The following is an 18319-nucleotide window of genomic DNA, read 5'->3' on the forward strand; positions in this document are numbered from 1 at the left end:
GATGGACATGCCTCCGGGCCGCGGGACGTGCGATCCGGTCACGCTCGCCTTCTGGAGCGACCGGAGAGCATGGCGATCGCCGCTCCCGCCGCCAGGAGGAGCACGGCGGCCAGGCCCGCAGCGATCGAGCCGCTGCTGCTCGCGCCCGTGTCGGCGAGTGTCGCCGACGACGCCGAGCGGTCGTGGGCGCCTCGACCGGTTGGGCCGGCTTGCGAGGCCGGATCCGCTGAGGGAAGTGAACCACCGCCCGCGCCGCCTGTCGCCGGGGGAACCGGTGGGTTGGGCGTCGGTGGGGGCGAGGTGGCCACCGAGACCGCGAGCGTGAACGTCTGCGACGTCGTCGTCAACGCCCCGTTGGCGGCCACGATCGTCAGGGTGTAACTGCCCGCGGTCGTCGGCGTTCCCGAGAGGCGGCCGGTCGCCGGGTCGAAGGTCAGGCCGGGGACGGCACCGGTGAGGGCGAAAGCGACGCGCGTGGCGCTGGTCACGGTCGGGATGTAGGAGAACGCGGCCCCGATCGTGGCCGACACCGGCGGAGTCGAGGTGAACACCGGTGGGGTGACGGGAGGGGTCCCCTTCGCGCGGATGGTGATCGTGTCTGTCCAGGGGGCGCTCGTGACTCCATCGGCCGTGGCGGTGATGGTGATGGTCGCGGCACCCGCGATCGTCGGGGTGCCGGAGATGAGCCCCGTGATCACGTTGATGTCGAGGCCGGACGGCAGTCCGGTCGCTGCGAACCTGACGCGGGGCACCGAGGACTGCACCGGGAACGAGTAGGCGACGCCGACGGTCGCGTCGGGCAACGGACCCGAGGTGATGACCGGCACCGCGGGCTCGACGAGCAACGACTGATGCTGACCACCGAGCTGTCCAGCCGCGTCGACGACCCGGAAGAGCATCGAGAATGTGCCGGCGACCCTCGGCACGCCACTGATGAGGCCGCTCGTGGGATCGATGGTGAGCCCGTCGGGCAGACCCCCGGCCCCGAAGGTGAGACCGTCGCCGTCGGCCGTGACCTGGAAGGAGTAGCTCACGCCCACCGTGGCCGTCGGAGGGGCCCCCGAGGTGATGACCGGGCGAGCACTCTCCTCGAGCGCGATCACGAGCGTCTGGTAGACGACCTGAGAGACGTCGCCCGTCGGGCCGGTGCCGATGGCCTCGAGACGCACCGCGAACTCGCCCTCGACCGTCGGTGTGCCGGTGATGAGACCGGTGGCCGCATCTGCCGTCAGCCCGTCGGGCAGACCTGAGACGGAGAACGTGACCGGCGACACGTTCGACGTCAGCTGGAAGCTGTAGGGCGCGCTCACCGTTCCTGCCGGCAGCGCCGGCGAGGTGATCACGGGCACCGTGACCGGCGCAGGATCGACCACGAGCGTGTCGTAGCGCACCTGGGTGTCACCGGCCGGCCCGCCGCCGACGGCTTCGAGGCGCACGGCGAATTCGCCGTCGACCAGGGGCGTGCCGCTGATGAGACCGGACTGGGCGTCGGCGATCAGACCGTCGGGCAGGCCTGAGACGCTGAAGGTGACAGGCGACACGTTCGACGTCAATTGGAAGCTGTACACGACGCCCACCGTGCCCGCGGGGAGGGGCGGTGACGTGATCACGGGCACCGTCACCGGCGCCGGAGCGATCACCACCGTGTCGTAACGCACCTGCGTGCTCTCCGTCGGCTCCGCGCCGATGGCCTCGAGACGCACCGCGAACTCGCCCTCGGTCGTCGGGGTGCCGCTGATCGACCCGGACCCCGCATCCGCCGTCAGCCCGTCGGGCAGACCCGAGACGGAGAAGGTCACGGGCGACACGTTGGAGGTGAGCTGGTAGTCGTAAGCCTCTCCGACCGTTCCCGGCGGCATCGCGGCTGAGGTGACCACCGGCACCACCGCGGGCGCGAGGTCTTCGGCGTGGGCGCCGATCGGTATCGCGGCGAGGAGCACGGCGACGACCGCGGCTCCCAGCGAGAGACGGAGAGTGTGGGATGAGGGGTTCTTCGCGCGCATGATGCTCCTCCGAGGTGCCGGTCTGCGAGACGACATGACAACTGTCGACTTACCCTCAGGTTTAGTTGATGCATCCTCATATAACAAGCCTGAACGCCATTTTTGCCCCGAATCGCCCGATCGGGCAGGTCTTTTCAGGAAGATGAGCGACGGATGCGCGTGCCCGCACGCTCTTCGAGGAGTCTGGCAACGAGGAGCTCGCCGTCGACCGGGCCGAATCGATCGAGGGCCTCGTGATGCAGGCGCGCCACGAGCCGGGTCAGTGCCACGGGAAGGTGGGCATCGGCGGCCAGCCCCACCACCGTGTCGAGCTCCTCGACCACGCGGTCGATGCCGAAGGTCTCGAGGTAGTCGCCGTCGAGCAGCGCGTCGAGGTGGCGGTCGAGAAAGGCGCCGCCTCCCGCGCTCCGGCGCAGAATCGCGGCGAGCTGCTCGGGTTCGATACCCTGCGCCCGCCCGATCAGCAGCGCCTCCACCACCGCGGCCACCTGGCCGAACCAGAGGGTGTTGGCGAGGAGTTTGGCCACGTGGCCGGCTCCGACCTCGTCGCCCGCGCGTTCGAGGCGATCCGGATCGCCGAGCACCCGCAGCAACGGCAACGCTCGCTCGACGGCCTCGGGCGCACCTCCCACGAAGAACCCGAGGGCACCCGTTCCGGCATCGGCCGGGCCGCCCGCCATGGGCGCCCCCACCGCGTGCACCCCGCGGGCCGCCGCGACGGACGCGAGTGCGCGGCTCACGCGCGGGTCGCCGCTGGTCAGATCGACCCAGAGCGCCCCCGCCCGCAGCGTCGCGAGTGCGCCGTCTTGCTCCGGCGCTCCGGCCTCCGCCGGGCTCGCATCCCCCACCATCGCGATCGTCAGCTCCGCAGGCCCCGGCAGCACGGACACCAGCACGTCCGGTTCCCATCCACGCGGCCCACCGCTCGTGCCGAATCGTGCTTCCCAGCTCGTTTCGGCACGATCGGGAACGCGTGGATCGGGGGATTCGCGAAACCGTGCGAGGCGGAGGGGATCGGGGTCGTACCCCTCCACGTCGTGACCTGCAGCACGCAGGCGCAACGCGACCGGGAGCCCCATCCGCCCGAGCCCGAGCACACCTACCCGCAACCGCTCCGGCGCTACGGTGTCCGGGTCACGCGCATCCGTCACACCGGCCTCGGCTCAGAAGTCGCGGAGGTTGCCGCGCAGGCCGCCGTCGCCGAAGGAGGTGCGCAGCACGCCGCGGCGGCGCAAGATCGGCACGAGTTCGTCGAGCATGCGGTGGATGGTCACGGGATGGAGGTCGCCCGAGAAGATGAACCCGTCGTTGTCGGCGTCGTCGCCGAGCTCCTGGATGAAGTCGGCCACCTCGTCGGCGGTGCCGACGTATCCGGCGCGTTCCGAGATGCGGCCGAGTCGCGCCTTGGCGGTGAGCAGCTGCCGCAGCGTCGCATCCGCGAACGAGTCGTACCGGCCGAGCAGGCCCTTGATGGTGCCGCGCGACACGTGGTCGCCGAAGATGGCAGGGTCGACCGGGCGGTCGAGGTCGAGCGCGGTGAGGTCGGTCTCGAGGTCGCTCGACTGCCCCAGCGCGATCTGCAGCAGCGCTTCGTCAGACGGATGCGCCGAGGCGTCGACGATGCGCTGCGCCTCCTCCGGACTCCCCACGATCACCGGCTTGAAGACGAACAGGATGTCGATGTCGGCGGCCGTGCGACCGTGCGCCAGCGCGGCTTCGAGCACCTTCGCACGGTAGGAACGGATCGTTGCGATGTCGAGCGACGCGAGCGCGAGCTGCACCTCCGACTGCTCGCCGGCGAAGTTCAGTCCACGGCCCGATCCGCCGGGTGAGACCACGACCGGGTCGCCGGAGAGCGAACCGTCGCCGAGCGAGGGGAACGGCAGCGCGTTCAGCGGGCCGTCGAACGCGTAGTACTCCCCACGATGCGCGACGGCGTCCAGACGCGATCCGTCGGCGAAATGACCGGTGGCCGGGTCGGCGATGAGCGCATCCGGGCCCCAGCTGTGCCAGAGTGCGCGCACGGCGGTGAGCCATTCCTCGGCTCGGTCGTAGGCGGCGTCGTGCGCCAGCGGTTCGGCGCCGAAATGCCGCGAGGAACCGACATCCGTCACCACGTTGATGCCGAACCGGTAGTCGCTGAGGTGCTGCAGTGTCGCGAACTGTCGGGCCGCCTGGTAGGGCGCGTAGGCCAGCGGATTCACGGTGGGCGCGATGCCGATGTGCTCCGTGGCGGCGAAGAGGTAGGGCGCGAGCAGCAGCGGGTCGTGCTTGGGCCCGCCGTAGGCGCTGCGGATGCGCAGGTCGAGTGTGTCGGCGTTGCCGAGCGAGAGCGCGTCCTCGATGATCACGAGATCGAAGCCGGCCTGCTCGAGGTCGCGCACCGACTGCTGATAGAGCTGCGGGCGGTGCCAGGGGTAGTTCCACTCGTAGTAGGGATGACCCCAGCCGTGCGGTCCGAAGCCCCGCGAGAGGAACCAGCCGAAGTGCTGCGGGCGCGACACGGTCAGCGCCCGCTTCCCGCGAAGCCGGCGGTTTCGGCGACCGTGGCAGGCCGCCCTGCATCCAGGGAACGCACGGCGTCGAGCGCCTGGGCGAGGTCGGCGATCAGGTCGGCGACGTCTTCGACGCCGATCGAGAGCCGGATGAGCCCCGGCCCGATCCCGCCCTCGCGCAGTTGCTCCGCGGTGCGGAGGGCGTGGGAGGTCGTTCCCGGGTGGATGATCAGCGAGCGCACGTCGCCGAGGTGCGTCATCCGGGTGAAGAGCGCGACCGCGTCGATCAGCGCCTCGGCCGCTGCGAGCCCGCCGGCGACGGTGAACGAGAACACCGAGCCCTGCCCGCGCGGCAGGTAGCGCCGGGCGAGCTCGTTGTACGGGTTCGAGGGCAGCCCCGAGTAGTCCACCGACTCGATCTCGGGCTGCGCCTCGAGCCACTCGGCGACGGCCTGCGCACTCGAGGACTGCCGGTCGACGCGGAGCGAGAGCGTCTCGATGCCCTGCTGGATGAGGAAGGCGTTGAGCGGCGACGGCGTGGGGCCGAACCGGAGCGCCACGACGTCGCGCGCGTAGGTGATGAACGCCGACGATCCGAACCGCTCGGCGTAGCTCCGCCCGCCGAGGGCGCGTGCCGGCTCGGTGAGGTGGGGGAACAGCTCGGGCCGGGCCGCCCAGTCGAAGCCCGATCCGCTCACGATCACGCCTCCCAGCACGGCGCCGTGCCCGGCCAGGAACTTGCTCGCCGAGTGCACCACCACGTCGGCGCCGTGCTCGAGCGGGCGCAACAGGTAGGGCGTGGCGAAGGTGTTGTCGACGATGAGCGGGATGCCGTGACGATGAGCCACCGCCGCGACGAGGGCGAGATCGACGATGTCGTTCCGGGGGTTCGGGATCGACTCCACGAACAGGGCCCGCGTGGTGGGGCGGATGGCGAGCTCCCAGGCGAGCGGGTCGTTCGCGTCGATCACGAAGGAGGTGTCGATGCCCAGGCGCGAGAAGTTGTCGAGGAAGAGACCGCGCGAGCCCTCGTAGATGCTCGAGGCCGACACCAGGTGGTCGCCGGCCTGGAGGAGCCCGAGCAGAGCGACCGACAGCGCAGCCTGACCGCTGCCCACCAGGATGGCCTGCTCGCCGTGTTCCAGGGCCGCGATGCGGCGCTCGACGGATGCGGTGGTCGGGTTGCCGACGCGGGTGTAGCTGAACCCGTCGTCGACTCCGCCGAAGCGGTCCCGAGCCTGCGCGAAATCGTCGAACACGAAGCCGGCGCTGAGGTAGATGGGGGTGGCACGGGCGTTCACGCCGTCGTCCGTGAACGCACCCGCGTGCACCTGCTGTGTCGCGAATCCGAATTCGCGGTCTCGCGTGCTCTCCTCGGTCATCGACCACTCCCTTCGTCATCCCGTTTCGCGCGGTTCGATGCGGACACGGCGCTCCGGCCGATAGAACAGGGTCGCACGGGCGGATGCGCCGGGCCCCGAATGCGAAGTTCTGTTACGTCGTCGCGGCGCCGCGGATGCCCGCCACCTTCCCAGCCAACGAGTCACGGCCATCCAATAGGGTGAATTCGGTCGACCCGTCGACAGTTGTCGGGCAACGAGAGGAACTTTGTGGGAATCGCACGGCGATGGGTTTTTCCGATCATCAGGATCTTCTTGATCGCGGCCGTTGCAGTGGCCCTCGGCAAGCTCGCGTTCTTCCCCGATCGGGTCGAGGAAGCCAACCCGGCGGTGCCCACCGGCGAGATCGTCGAGCCCCACACCACGGTCGCCCTCGGCACCATCACCAACGACGTCGTGGTGCAGGCCACGGTCTCGGCCGATCCGGCGGTCGCGGTGAAGTCGACGGCCGCCGGAACGGTCGACGAGATCTTCGTGGCGGCAGGTGCGCCCGTCGCCGCGGGCGACACCGTGTTCGACGTGAAGGTGCCGATCGAACGCGACCCGGCCGAGAGCGTGGACGCGGAGGGCAAGCCGCTGCCGCCGATCTTCCGGTACGAAGAGGTCACGGCTCCGGCCGGCGGCGTGGTGAGTTCGCTCGCCGTGATCGCGGGACAAGACGTGACCATCGGCATGGTGGCCGCCCAGATCGCACCGCCCAGCTTCTCGGTGTCGGGCGCGCTGCAGCCCGCGCAGCAGTACCGTCTGCTGAATCAGCCGACCGAGGCCTCGATCACCATCACGGGAGGCCCTGCGCCCTTCGTCTGCACCGGGCTCCGCATCACGACGCCCCTGCCCGGAAGCGGTGACGGCGGCACGGGCGACAGCGGCGGCACGGGCGGGGCCACCGGCCCGGCAACGGGAGGCGCCGGCGGAGGCGGTACAACCGTGAGCTGCCCCGTTCCGTCCGAGGTGACCGTGTTCGCGGGTCTTGCGGCGCAGATGACCATCGCGGGCGGCAAGGCCGAGAACGTGCTCGTCGTGCCGACCACCGCCGTTCGCGGCGCCGCCCAGAGCGGCACGGTCTGGGTAGCCGCCGCCGACGGCAGCACCGAGGAGCGGGCAATCGGCCTCGGGCTGAGCGACGGGAGCCAGGTGCAGGTCACCGGAGGGCTCGACGAGGGCGAGGAGATCCTGCAGTTCGCGCCCGGCGCGCTGGCCGGAACCGGCGGCGGCGACGGATGCACGGTCCTGCCCGACGGCAGCTCGGTGTGCGCCGGGCCGGTGCCGATGTCGTGAGCCTCCTCCAGCTCCAGGACGTCACGCGCACCGTCCTGCCGCCCGATCAGCCGGCCCTCACCATCCTGAGCGGCGTGGATCTCACCGTCGAGCCGGGCGACCGCATCTCCATCGTGGGCCGGTCGGGGTCGGGCAAGTCGACGTTGCTGAACATCCTCGGATTGCTCGACCTGCCCACCAGCGGCACCCTCACCTTCGCCGACCGGCCCGTGAAGAGCTACTCCGGCGGCGAGCGCGACCGCGTGCGAGGCGCGCGGATCGGCTTCGTCTTCCAGCAGTTCAACCTGTTGCCCGGCCGCACCGCGCTCGAGAACGTGGCGATGCCGCTGCTCTACGCCACCGGGCGCCAGTTCTGGCGCCGGCGGTCGCTCGCCGCCGAGATGCTCGAGGCCGTCGGTCTCGGTCACCGCCTGGAGAGCCTGCCCGACCGGCTCTCCGGCGGCGAGCAGCAGCGTGTCGCCATCGCGCGCTCCCTCGTGCGCGGACCGAGCCTCATCCTCGCCGACGAGCCGACCGGCGCCCTCGACCTCGACACCGGCCAGAGTGTGATGGAGCTGATCGACGAGGTGGCCACGCGCACCGGCGCAGCCCTCGTGACCATCACGCACGACCCCGCCATCGCACGGCGGGCCCGCGACCACTTCCGGCTCGACCGAGGCGTGCTGACCCCTGTCGCCGACCCGGCGCTGTCGGTGTCCGGAGTCGAATCGTGACCGGGGCGCTCACCGGCTTCGTGGGCGCGGTGCTCGAAGCCTGGCAGGAGCTCCGGGTGCACCGCACCCGCGTGCTGCTCTCGCTCGTGGGCGTCGCCGTGGCGGTCTGCTCGCTCACCACCGTCGTCGCGCTCGGCGCCATCGTGCAGCAGGCCAACCAGGAGCTGAGCGAGCGCTCGAGCGGCCGGCCCGCCTCCCTCTACCTGTCGGCATACCGATCCGACGGCGCCGCGGTCGACACCGAGAAGATGGATGCGGTGTGGAGCGAGACCCTGGCCCGCTACGACATCAGCTACGCCAGCCGGGTCATCCAGTCGACCCAGCTGGTGCCGTTCGCGACCGGCGGGGTGATGGTGGGCGTGCAGGCCGTCGACCAGCCCTACGGCGAGATGCATCGCGTGCGGATGTCGGAGGGCGCGTGGTTCACGCCGGCCGACACCGAGCAGCTCGCCCCGCGGCTGATCGTGAACGAGGTGTTCTACGACCGGATGGGCCGCCCCGATCTCGCGACCCACCCCACGGTCGCGCTCGGGGGGCAATCCGTCGCCGGGAGCGCGTCGGGAGAGGCGGCCGGAGGCACGACGGCCGTGGTGGTGGGGGTGACGCCCGCGGCGAGCTGGGAGACCGAACCGTCGATGTTCATGCTGGCCGGCCAACTGCTCGCGCTCCAGAGTGCGACGGCGGGAGAAGCCGGAGCGACGACGACCGATCCGTTCGGCGGAGGCGGGGGCGGGGGCGGGTCGGTGCAATACGAGATGTGGGTGCCGCCGGAGATCTCCGACCAGCTGACGGGCATTGTGCAGCGCGACGTGCAGGCCGCCCTCGGCGACGGGGCGACGGCCGACGTCTTCCGGCAGGACTACGCCCAGTACGGCGACGATCCCTTCCTCGTCACGAAGCTCGTGGTGGGCGGCATCGCGGTTCTCGTGCTGCTGCTCGGTGCGCTCGGGCTCGTGAACATCGCGCTGGTGACGGTGAAGCAGCGGGTGCGGGAGATCGGCATCCGACGCAGCTTCGGCGCCACGGCCGGGCGGGTGTTCTTCGCCGTGATGATGGAGAGCGTGGTGGCGACGATCGCGGCGGGTGCTCTCGGCGTGGTGGCCGCGATCCTGATCGTGCAGAGTCCGTGGGTGCATGACCTGGTGGGCCAGGGAACGGTCACCGACTTCCCCCCGTTCCCCGTCGACGCGGCCCTGCTCGGCCTGCTCGCGGCGACCGTGGTCGGCGCCCTGGCCGGGCTGCTCCCCGCCCTCGTGGCCGTGCGCGTGAAGGTGATCGACGCCATCCGCTATTGAGCAGATGCCGCTCTCCGCGCACATTCCCGAATCGGAATGTAGGCGCGCGCTTGACATGCTCCAGTCGTTGACCTAGCGTTTCCCCGAATCGTGAGAGCGCTCTCACACTCCAAAATGAGAGCGCTCTCAACCACTATTGGCAACCATCCACGCACACAAGGGAGTGACCGTGAAGTTCTCACGACGCACCACCGCAGCAGCCGTCACCGTCGCGGCGATCGCGCTCGTCGCCACCGGATGCTCGTCGTCCGGCAGCGCCGCAGGCACCGCCGACGACCCCATCACGCTGACCGTCACCACGTTCGGCACGATGGGGCTCGACGATCTCTACACGCAGTACGAGAAAGAGAATCCCGGCATCAAGATCGAGGCCACCAACATCGACACCGGCGGCAACGCCAAGACCGACTGGCAGACCAAGCAGGCCGCCGGAGCGGGCCTCCCCGATGTGCAGGCCGTCGAAGAGGGCTGGCTGAGCGCCGTGATGCAGGTCTCCGACCAGTTCACCGATCTCAGCCAGTACGGCGCCAAGGACATCTCCGACCAGTGGGTCGACTGGAAGGTGAAGCAGGCGACGGATCCGAACGGCCGCATCATCGGCTACGGCACCGACATCGGCCCCGAGGGCCTGTGCTACAACAGCAAGCTCTTCGCCGAGGCCGGCCTGCCCACCGACCGCGAGGAGGTCGCAGCCCTCTTCGGCGGCGACGACGCGACCTGGGCCGACTACTTCGCGCTCGGCGAGAAGTACCACGCGGCCACCGGCAAGGCCTGGTACGACCAGTCCGGCTTCATCTGGAACGCCATGGTCAACCAGCAGCCCGAGGGCTACTACACCGCCGACGGCGAACTCAACATCGAAGACAACTCCGACCTCAAGGCGCTCTGGGGCGAACTCGCCGGTGGCGCCGCGGCCGGACTCTCGAGCGGACAGACCCAGTGGGACTGGGGCAAGGGCAAGGCCTTCACCGACGGTTCGTTCGCGACCTTCGTCTGCCCCGGCTGGATGCTCGGGGTCGTGAAGGGCCAGGTCGAGGCCGCGGGTGGCGACGCCACCACCGGATGGGACTTCGCCAACGTGTTCCCGGGCGGCCCGGCGAACTGGGGCGGCTCGTTCCTGACCGTGCCCACACAGTCGAAGCACCCGAAGGAGGCCGCGGCGCTCGCCCAGTGGCTCACCGAGGCGAAGCAGCAGGCTGCCGCGTTCACCGTCGCGGGAACCTTCCCGAGCAACATCGAAGCGCAGGGTGACCCGGCCGTGACCGGCACGAACGAGCTGGCGACGTTCTTCAACGACGCTCCGCTCGGCACCATCCTGGCCGAACGCTCGAAGGGCGTCGTGGCGCAGTACAAGGGCGCTGACGACTCGGTCATCCAGGAGCAGGTCTTCGGTCCGTCGGCGTTGTCGCTCGACTCGGGCACCGACGGCCAGGCGGCCTGGGACAACGCGATCGGCCTGCTGAACCAGCTGGTCGTCAACAAGTAGCACCCCACGATCGGGGCTCTCGGCACCACCACCGCCGAGAGCCCCGATCCCTCTCGTCCACCCGCCACCCTCCCTCCGGAAGAACTCGCATGACCGCAACGATCACCCCGCCGGTGAAAGTGCCACAGCCGGATGCTCCCCCCGCGCGAGCACCCCACCTCACGCTCCGCCAGCGCCTCAGCAAGTGGGATGTCAAGTACTCGCCTTACGCCTACGTGGCGCCCTTCTTCATCCTGTTCGGCCTGATCGGCCTGTTCCCGTTGGGTTACACCTTCGTCGTCTCGCTCAACAACTGGAACCTGCTGACCGGTCCGGGCGAGTGGGTCGGGCTCGGCAACTTCGCCACCGAGCTCACCGATCCCTTCTTCTGGAACTCGCTGTTCAACACGGTCAGCATCTTCTTCCTCAGCGCGGTGCCGCAGCTCATCGCCGCCGTCGTGATCGCCGCGATCCTCGACCAGAACCTGCGCGCGAAGACCTTCTGGCGCATGAGCGTGCTCATCCCCTACGTCGTCACACCCGTCGCGGTCACCCTCATCTTCTCGAGCGCCTTCTCGGAGAAGTACGGCCTCATCAACAACATCCTGCAGGCCGTGAACCTCGGCCCGGTGGACTGGATGACGGATGTCTTCCCCTCGCACGTCGCGATCGCCACGATGGTGAACTGGCGCTGGACCGGGTACAACGCCCTGATCCTGCTCGCCGCCATGCAGGCCGTTCCGCGCGACATCCACGAGTCGGCCGCTCTCGACGGAGCCGGTCAGTTCCGGCGCTTCTTCTCGATCACGCTGCCGAGCATCCGGCCCACCATGATCTTCGTCATCATCACCGCCACCATCGGCGGGCTGCAGATCTTCACCGAGCCGAAGCTGTTCAACCCCACTGTGTCGACTCCGGGCGGCAACGACCGGCAGTACCAGACGACCGTGCTGTATCTCTGGGATCTCGCGTTCAACCGGCAGAGCTTCGGCAAGGCCTCGGCGGTGGCCTGGCTGCTCTTCCTCGTCATCGTGCTCTTCGGCGTGCTCAACTTCCTCATCTCACGGCGGATCGCCTCGACCGAAGCCCGGGTGGCCAAGAAGCGCAGCGCACGAGCGCTGGCCCGCTCCCGCGCCGAGACCGAGCTCGCCAGCGGATTCGTGCCCGGCGTCTCACCCGAGCTCGCCGAGCACGATCCTGCCCACGATCCCCTGCCCGATCCCTCGGAGGCGAAGCGATGACCGCCACACTGTCCCGACCGGCCGCCGCGGCATCCGCCCCCGCGCGTCCGGTGCGTCGCCGGCGCCGCGACCACGGCATCGACCGCCGCCCCGGATTCGTGACCTACGGCATCCTGATCGCCGTCTTCCTCGGCGGCGCGTTCCCGCTCTGGTGGTCGTTCGTGGTGGGGTCGAGCGACAGTCAGGTACTCACCTCCACGTGGCCGCCCCTGCTGCCCGGTGGGCAGTTCTGGGAGAACGTCGGCCAGGTCGTCACGACGGTGCCCTTCTGGACCGCGCTCGGCAACAGCATCATCGTGTCGGGCGTGATCACGGCCTCCGTCGTCTTCTTCTCGACGCTCGCGGGCTACGCCTTCGCGAAACTCCGCTTCCGTGGCCGCGAGGGACTGTTGGTGTTCGTCATCGCGACCCTCGCCGTGCCGACCCAGCTCGGCATCATCCCGCTGTTCATGCTGATGCGCCAATTCGGCTGGACGGGGTCGCTCGGCGCCGTGATCGTGCCGACCCTGGTGACCGCGTTCGGCGTGTTCTTCATGCGGCAGTACCTCGTCGACGTCATCCCCGACGAACTGATCGAGGCGGCGCGGGTCGACGGCGCGAGCATGATCTCGACCTTCTGGCACGTGGGGGTGCCCGCCGCGCGGCCTGCGATGGCGATCCTCGGCCTCTTCACCTTCATGACCGCGTGGACGGACTACCTCTGGCCCCTCCTCGTCGTGCCGCAGAACCCCACATTGCAGGTGGCGCTGAGCCAGCTGCAGTCCGCGAAATACGTCGACTACTCGATCGTGCTCGCGGGCGCCGTGCTCGCCACCCTGCCCCTGTTGCTGCTCTTCGTGCTCGCCGGCAAGCAGCTCGTCTCCGGCATCATGGCCGGCGCGGTCAAGGGGTAGCGCAGCGGGAGGCCTGTGCCGCCCCGACGCGAACACGTACGATTGCACGACCACGACTCAAGGAGCAACAACACAGTCATGACGACCTCATTCCCTCCCGGTTTCCTGTGGGGCTCGGCCACGGCGGCCGCCCAGATCGAAGGAGCGGCATTCGAAGACGGCAAAGAAGCGTCGATCTGGGATGCCTTCGCCCGGGTGCCGAACGCCGTGCTGAACGGCGACACCCTCGACGTCGCCGTCGACCACTACCACCGGATGCCCGAAGACGTCGCGCTGATGAAGCAGCTGGGCCTGCACTCCTACCGCTTCTCCACCAGCTGGGCGCGAATCCGGCCGGGCGACCGCGACGTGAATCCTGCCGGACTCGACTTCTACTCCCGGCTCGTCGATCAGCTGCTCGAGGCGGGCATCCTGCCCTGGCTGACCCTCTACCACTGGGATCTGCCGCAGGCCGTCGAAGAGACGGGCGGCTGGGCGAACCGCGACACCGCCTACCGTTTCCGCGACTACGCCGAGATCGTCTACGGGGCGCTCGGCGACCGGGTGCAGCACTGGACCACCTTCAACGAGCCGTTCTGCTCCTCTTTTCTCGGCTACGCGGCCGGAGTGCACGCACCGGGGCGCCGCGAACCCGCCGCCGCCATCGCCGCCGTGCACCACCAGCACCTCGCCCACGGCCTCGCCGTGCAGCGCCTCCGCGAACGCGGCGCGCAGAACCTCGGCATCACGCTGAACCTCACGAACTCGATTCCGCTGGACGCCGGCGACCCCGTCGACGTCGAGGCGGCACGCCGGTTCGACGGCCTCCAGAACACGATCTTCCTCGACCCGATCGTGCGCGGTGAGTACCCCGCCGATGTGCGGCGCGACCTGGCGGAGTTCGGCCTCGACGAGGTGACGGAGACCGGCCTCGTGCGGCCCGGCGACCTCGAGATCATCAGCCAGCCGATCGACTTCCTGGGCGTGAACCACTACCACGACGACGTCGTGAGCGGGCATCCGCTCGAGGGCGCAGACGACCCCCACCTGGTCGACACCGGCCGGCCGCTGAGTTCTCCGTTCGTGGGCTCGGAGTACATCACCTTCCCGCTGCGGGGACTCCCGCGCACGGCGATGGGCTGGGAGGTCAACCCCGCCGGTCTCCGCACCCTGCTGGTGCGTCTCGGCCACGAGTACCCGGATCTGCCGCCGCTCTACGTCACCGAGAACGGCGCCGCCTACGATGACGAGGTCGCGGCCGACGGCGCGATCCACGACGACCTGCGCACGAAGTACGTGCTCGACCACATCCAGGCGGTGTCGGATGCGATCGCCGACGGAGCGGATGTGCGCGGCTACTTCGTGTGGTCGCTGCTCGACAACTTCGAGTGGGCGTGGGGCTACGGCAAGCGCTTCGGCATCGTGCGGGTCGACTACGACACCCTGGAGCGCACGCCGAAGGACTCCGCCATCGCGTACTCCGGGGTCATCAAGGAAGCCGCGGGGGCCGTGGCTTCCCCGGTATCCTGAGGCGCACCACACCGCTCGAGCCACTGGAGGTCTGAGATGACGATCGACGCCAGTGGCTCGCGCGCGCCGACCCTCGAGATGGTGGCCGCGGAAGCCGGGGTCTCCCGCGCCACCGTCTCGCGCGTCGTGAACGGCTCACCGAAGGTGACCGCCGAGGTCACCGCCGTCGTGAACGACGCGATAGCCCGGCTGAACTACGTGCCGAACCGGGTGGCGCGCTCGCTGGCGAGCCGGCGCACCGACGTCATCGCGCTGATCGTGCCGGAGTCGACGTCGACGGTGTTCGCCGATCCGTTCTTCGCCCCGGTCGTGCGGGGGGTGGCCCGCACCCTCTCCGACACGGACTACACGCTCAACCTGCTCATCGCATCCGAGGCCCGGCCGCAGAAGACCCGGCGCTACCTGCTGGGCGGCAACGTCGACGGGGCGCTCGTGGTCTCCCATCACGCCGAGGACCACTCCTACGTGGGCCTCGGCTCCCAGTTGCCCATCGTGTTCGGTGGGCGGCCGATCAATCCCGACACCTTCGACAGCTACTTCGTCGACGTCGACAACGTGCACAGCGCGCGCACCGCCACCGAGCACCTGATCGGGCTCGGACGCCGGCACATCGCGACGATCGCAGGTCGGCAGGACATGCCGGCCGGAATCGACCGCCTGGCCGGCTGGCGGGAGTCGATCAAGGGGGTCGGCGGAGATCCCGATCTGGTCGAGATCGGCGACTTCTCCCAATCATCCGGAGCGGATGCAATGGAGCGGTTGCTGGCGCGCGGCGTACCGATCGACGGGGTCTTCGTGGCGAACGACCAGATGGCCGCGGGCGCCATCCAGGTGCTGCACGCCCGTGGGCTCTCGGTGCCCGGCGACGTCGCGGTCGTCGGCTACGACGACGACACCTTCGCCTCGACGCTCACACCGCCGCTGACGACGATCCACCAGCCCTCGGCCGACCTCGGCGCGACCATGGCCGACCTCCTGGTGCGCCTGATCGCCGGTGGCGAGGTGCCGCGCAGCACCCTCATCCCCACCCGCCTGATCGTGCGCGGTTCGGCCTAGCCGGGCACCGCTTCGCCGATCGGGTAGCAGCCGAGTCATTCGACTGATCCCCCCGCCGCGGCAGACGATGATCCTTGTTCGAAGGTGAACGACCGACGAACGAGGGAGTGATCATGACCGTCACGCTCATCACCGGGGCCAACAAGGGAGGGGCCGCTCCTTGTCGCGGATGCGTGCGGCGGCGGCCGCGACCGACGTCCTCGTCAACAATGCCGGCATCTGGCACCTTCCACGAGGCCGCCGGCACCTTGGCCTGGTGACCACCTCTTCGGCCTGCCCGCACACGAATGAAAGGAAGAGTGAGATGACCGACGCAACGACCCGTCCCGCGATCGGATTCGTAGGACTCGGCGACCAAGGTGCTCCGATCGCCCAAGCGATCGTCGACGGAGGTTTCCCCCTCCACGTCTGGGCCAGACACGAGTCCTCCTACGCCGCGTTGGGCGAGCGCGAGTTCGTCCGGCACACGACCGTGGAGGAGATGGCAGCCGCCAGCGACATCGTCTCGCTGTGCGTCCCTGAGGACTCGGACGTGCTCGCGCTCGCCGGCGACGGCGGCCTGCTGGCCGCGATGAAGCCCGGCAGCATCCTGGTCAACCACAGCACAGGACTCCCCGCCGAAGCCCGGCACCTCGCCCGGCTCGCCGCGCCACATCAGGTCGACGTGCTCGACGCCCCGGTCAGCGGCGGCAACGCGGTCGCGCTGGCTCGGCAGCTCACGACGATCGTGGGCGGCGACGACGCCGCGGTCGCCCGCGCCACCCCGGTCTTCGACACCTTCTCCAAGAGTGTGATCCACGCCGGCCCGGTCGGCTCCGGACAGTACGGGAAGCTCTTCAACAACGCACTCATGATGATGAACCACAAGAACGTCATCGACATCATGGCGCTCGCCGGCGCACTCGACCTCCCGACTGCCGGGATGCTCGATGTTCTCCGCACCGGCTCGGCCACCAGTTTCGCGTTGCAGGCCATCGGCCCGTCGATCACGCTCGAGAACGTCGACCATCTCGTGCCCCTCGAGCTCATCGACATGGGCCTGTTCGCCACGGCCACCGAGACACTCGGCGACGCCCGCGACGCCGTCGTCGAGCGAGCACTCGCCGGAGCGAACGGACTGTCAGGCCTCACCGCGCTCGCTCTCACGAAGTGAGCGCGCGGGCGTTCTGCACCGCGGTCACCGCGATGCCCTCGTCGTGCAGCGGGGGGATGACGTCAGCCCACGACGACCCGTCCGCATAGGCGCCGTGCACCAGCACGACACGGGCGGCGGATGCCGCAGACCCGGCTGATGCCGCCTCTCTCGAGTTGTCATCCGATGGCATTGCTGCTCCTCTCATTCAGGTGGCTTTTCTCATCGGACCGCCAAGCGCTCACCAGCAGCAGCAGTCCGACTGTGGCCGGCACGATCGGCAGCACGGCGCCCAAGGTCGTGTCGATGCCGATCAACAGCGAACCGCACAGCGCCCCGGCGACGAGCGCGACGATCACCCCGATCCGGGTGACCCCGGCCTGCTCGTTCTTGTCGACGAAGTCGCTGACGAGATTGGTGATCGTGCCGGTGACGTAGGTGGTGCTCACGCCCGACCGGGACTCGATGCGTTTCGAGACGCCCGTCTGCATCGCCATCGCGAACCCGGAGAGCGCGATGAGCGGGGCCTGGTCGACCATGCTCGAGCGGTCGGGGGCGAGAACCCATCCGATGAGAACGGCGACCTGGGCGGCGAGGCCGAGCGCCAGGACGGCCGTCAGCCGCCTCGGCCCGGGCGAGGGCCGCGCGATCGCGAGGGCGATGGAGAGACCGATCACGAACGCGATGATCGCGACGATCACCCCCACGATCATCGAGGGGTAGTTCGGCCGCTCGGTCAGCCCGGCCAGCACCAGGTTCCCGGTCATGTTCGCCGTGAACACCCCGCCGAGCAGCAGGAACGCGAACGCATCGGTCGCGCCCGCCGCGAACGACAGCACCAGGGCGATGATCGTCGACTGTGGTCGATGATCCCGTGGGGGCGGTGTCGTCATGGCGGTTTCCTCACAACGCGGGCAGCAGCAGGATCACGATCGAGAGCGTGACGATCGAGAGCAGGGTCGAATAGAACAGGGTCGCGCCGGCCAGCCCTGGGTCGATGCGGCTCCTCAGCGCCAGCAGCACTCCGAAGAACCCGGACGGGACCGCGAGCAGCAAGACCGTCTCGGCGGCCATCGTGCTCGGCATGCCGACGAGCTTCACGACGGCGATGGCGAGCAGGGGCCGGATGACGCCGCCGATGATCGTCGACACGGCGACGTTCGGGGTGAGCTTCAGCTTCTGCGACGACAGCACGAGCCCGGTGAGGAACAGCGCCAGCCCAGCCGTGAGCATCCCGATCTCCGACAGCGTGCTGGAGGCGAGCCCGGGAAACGGCAACCCGAACAGACTCCACGCGATACCCGCGATCGGCGCGATCACCACGGGCGACCGGAGCGCCCGAAGGATCGCCCGGAGGATGCTCGGCCGGTGGGCACCGCCACTCGCGCGACCGATGATCGCGATCGTGGCGGGCGAGACGGTGATCGTGCCGACCGCGAGCGACACCGCCACCGCGAGCTGACCGGTGCTGCCGAGCACCGAGTCGGCCAGGGGCAGCCCGACGGCCGCGGTGTTCGGGAACGCCACGGTGAGCGCCTGGATCGCCGCTGCCGACGTGGCCTGCTTGAAGATCCGCCGTTGCAGCACGAAGACCCCGACGTAGGTGACGACCATCACCAGCAGCACGACACCGGCGACCGCACCGTGCTCGATCACATCAGCGCGCTTCGAACCGGCGAGTATGGTGAACAGCGCGATCGGCAGGGCGATCGACATCACCAGCGTGTTGAAGCCGTCGACGTGGGTGTTCGAGATCAGCCGCGACTTGCCGGCGGCATAGCCGACCGCCAGCGCGAAGAACACGGGTAGCAGACCCTCGGCGATCTCCATGTGGTGCGC

General features: G+C 69.5%; 16 protein-coding genes. 9 read left to right on the top strand and 7 right to left on the bottom strand.

The features are described 5' to 3' along the window. Positions 1 to 38: 38 nt before the first annotated feature. The 4 genes from BLW00_RS04875 to BLW00_RS04890 all read right to left on the bottom strand — a co-directional run bounded on the left by BLW00_RS04875 (position 39) and on the right by BLW00_RS04890 (position 5880). A complete protein-coding gene (locus tag BLW00_RS04875) occupies positions 39 to 2003 on the bottom strand; it encodes an Ig domain-containing protein (protein WP_175494142.1) in 1965 nt (654 codons plus the stop codon). Between the two features lie 134 nt (positions 2004 to 2137). After that, the gene (locus tag BLW00_RS04880) at positions 2138 to 3154 is read right to left on the bottom strand and encodes an NAD(P)-dependent oxidoreductase (RefSeq protein WP_139256629.1); all 1017 of its coding nucleotides are present in this window, start codon (positions 3152 to 3154) and stop codon (positions 2138 to 2140) included. 12 nt (positions 3155 to 3166) lie between these two features. After that, complete coding sequence (locus tag BLW00_RS04885; protein ID WP_092549953.1) at positions 3167 to 4507, bottom strand: LLM class flavin-dependent oxidoreductase; 1341 nt, start codon at positions 4505 to 4507, stop codon at positions 3167 to 3169. A gap of 2 nt (positions 4508 to 4509) precedes the next feature. Continuing rightward, positions 4510 to 5880 carry an O-acetylhomoserine aminocarboxypropyltransferase/cysteine synthase family protein gene (locus BLW00_RS04890; protein WP_092549956.1) on the bottom strand — a complete coding sequence of 457 codons (1371 nt, stop codon included), beginning with the start codon at positions 5878 to 5880 and terminating at the stop codon, positions 4510 to 4512. Positions 5881 to 6153: 273 nt separating this feature from the next. Here BLW00_RS04890 and BLW00_RS04895 point away from each other — a divergent pair, with 273 nt between their 5' ends. The 9 genes from BLW00_RS04895 to BLW00_RS04935 all read left to right on the top strand — a co-directional run bounded on the left by BLW00_RS04895 (position 6154) and on the right by BLW00_RS04935 (position 16501). Next, entirely contained in the window at positions 6154 to 7176 is a 1023-nt protein-coding gene (locus BLW00_RS04895) for an efflux RND transporter periplasmic adaptor subunit (RefSeq protein ID WP_139256630.1), read from the top strand. Further along, positions 7173 to 7889 carry an ABC transporter ATP-binding protein gene (locus BLW00_RS04900; protein WP_092551989.1) on the top strand — a complete coding sequence of 239 codons (717 nt, stop codon included), beginning with the start codon at positions 7173 to 7175 and terminating at the stop codon, positions 7887 to 7889. Before BLW00_RS04895 ends, BLW00_RS04900 begins: the two co-directional genes overlap by 4 nt. Then, complete coding sequence (locus BLW00_RS04905) at positions 7886 to 9184, top strand: ABC transporter permease (protein WP_245741271.1); 1299 nt, start codon at positions 7886 to 7888, stop codon at positions 9182 to 9184. The genes BLW00_RS04900 and BLW00_RS04905 overlap by 4 nt, the downstream gene beginning before the upstream one ends. A gap of 169 nt (positions 9185 to 9353) precedes the next feature. Next, positions 9354 to 10670, top strand: coding sequence for an ABC transporter substrate-binding protein (locus tag BLW00_RS04910; protein ID WP_092551992.1), 1317 nt, complete (start codon positions 9354 to 9356; stop codon positions 10668 to 10670). 89 nt (positions 10671 to 10759) lie between these two features. Next, positions 10760 to 11890 (top strand): carbohydrate ABC transporter permease, encoded by a 1131-nt coding sequence (locus BLW00_RS04915; protein ID WP_092549965.1) that lies wholly within the window; start codon positions 10760 to 10762, stop codon positions 11888 to 11890. Beyond that, positions 11887 to 12783, top strand: coding sequence for a carbohydrate ABC transporter permease (locus BLW00_RS04920; RefSeq protein WP_092549968.1), 897 nt, complete (start codon positions 11887 to 11889; stop codon positions 12781 to 12783). The genes BLW00_RS04915 and BLW00_RS04920 overlap by 4 nt, the downstream gene beginning before the upstream one ends. A 78-nt stretch (positions 12784 to 12861) precedes the next feature. Continuing rightward, the gene (locus BLW00_RS04925; protein WP_092549971.1) at positions 12862 to 14292 is read left to right on the top strand and encodes a glycoside hydrolase family 1 protein; all 1431 of its coding nucleotides are present in this window, start codon (positions 12862 to 12864) and stop codon (positions 14290 to 14292) included. Positions 14293 to 14328: 36 nt separating this feature from the next. Next, on the top strand, positions 14329 to 15348 hold the full coding sequence (locus tag BLW00_RS04930) for a LacI family DNA-binding transcriptional regulator (RefSeq protein ID WP_092549974.1): 1020 nt from the start codon (positions 14329 to 14331) through the stop codon (positions 15346 to 15348). 169 nt (positions 15349 to 15517) lie between these two features. Continuing rightward, positions 15518 to 16501, top strand: coding sequence for an NAD(P)-dependent oxidoreductase (locus tag BLW00_RS04935; RefSeq protein ID WP_092549977.1), 984 nt, complete (start codon positions 15518 to 15520; stop codon positions 16499 to 16501). Here the strand turns inward: BLW00_RS04935 and BLW00_RS04940 are convergent. From BLW00_RS04940 to BLW00_RS04950, 3 genes are read right to left on the bottom strand one after another with little or no spacing between them, the layout of a single operon-like run. After that, on the bottom strand, positions 16491 to 16673 hold the full coding sequence (locus BLW00_RS04940; RefSeq protein ID WP_092549980.1) for a lipase family protein: 183 nt from the start codon (positions 16671 to 16673) through the stop codon (positions 16491 to 16493). The two genes, BLW00_RS04935 and BLW00_RS04940, sit on opposite strands and share 11 nt — an antisense overlap. Continuing rightward, positions 16660 to 17373 (bottom strand): YoaK family protein, encoded by a 714-nt coding sequence (locus BLW00_RS04945; protein WP_092549983.1) that lies wholly within the window; start codon positions 17371 to 17373, stop codon positions 16660 to 16662. Before BLW00_RS04945 ends, BLW00_RS04940 begins: the two co-directional genes overlap by 14 nt. Positions 17374 to 17383: 10 nt before the next feature. Further along, positions 17384 to 18310 carry an AEC family transporter gene (locus tag BLW00_RS04950; RefSeq protein WP_092549986.1) on the bottom strand — a complete coding sequence of 309 codons (927 nt, stop codon included), beginning with the start codon at positions 18308 to 18310 and terminating at the stop codon, positions 17384 to 17386. Between the last annotated feature and the right edge of the window lie 9 nt (positions 18311 to 18319).

The organism is Herbiconiux ginsengi, from assembly GCF_900107435.1.
GTDB lineage: Bacteria > Actinomycetota > Actinomycetes > Actinomycetales > Microbacteriaceae > Herbiconiux > Herbiconiux ginsengi.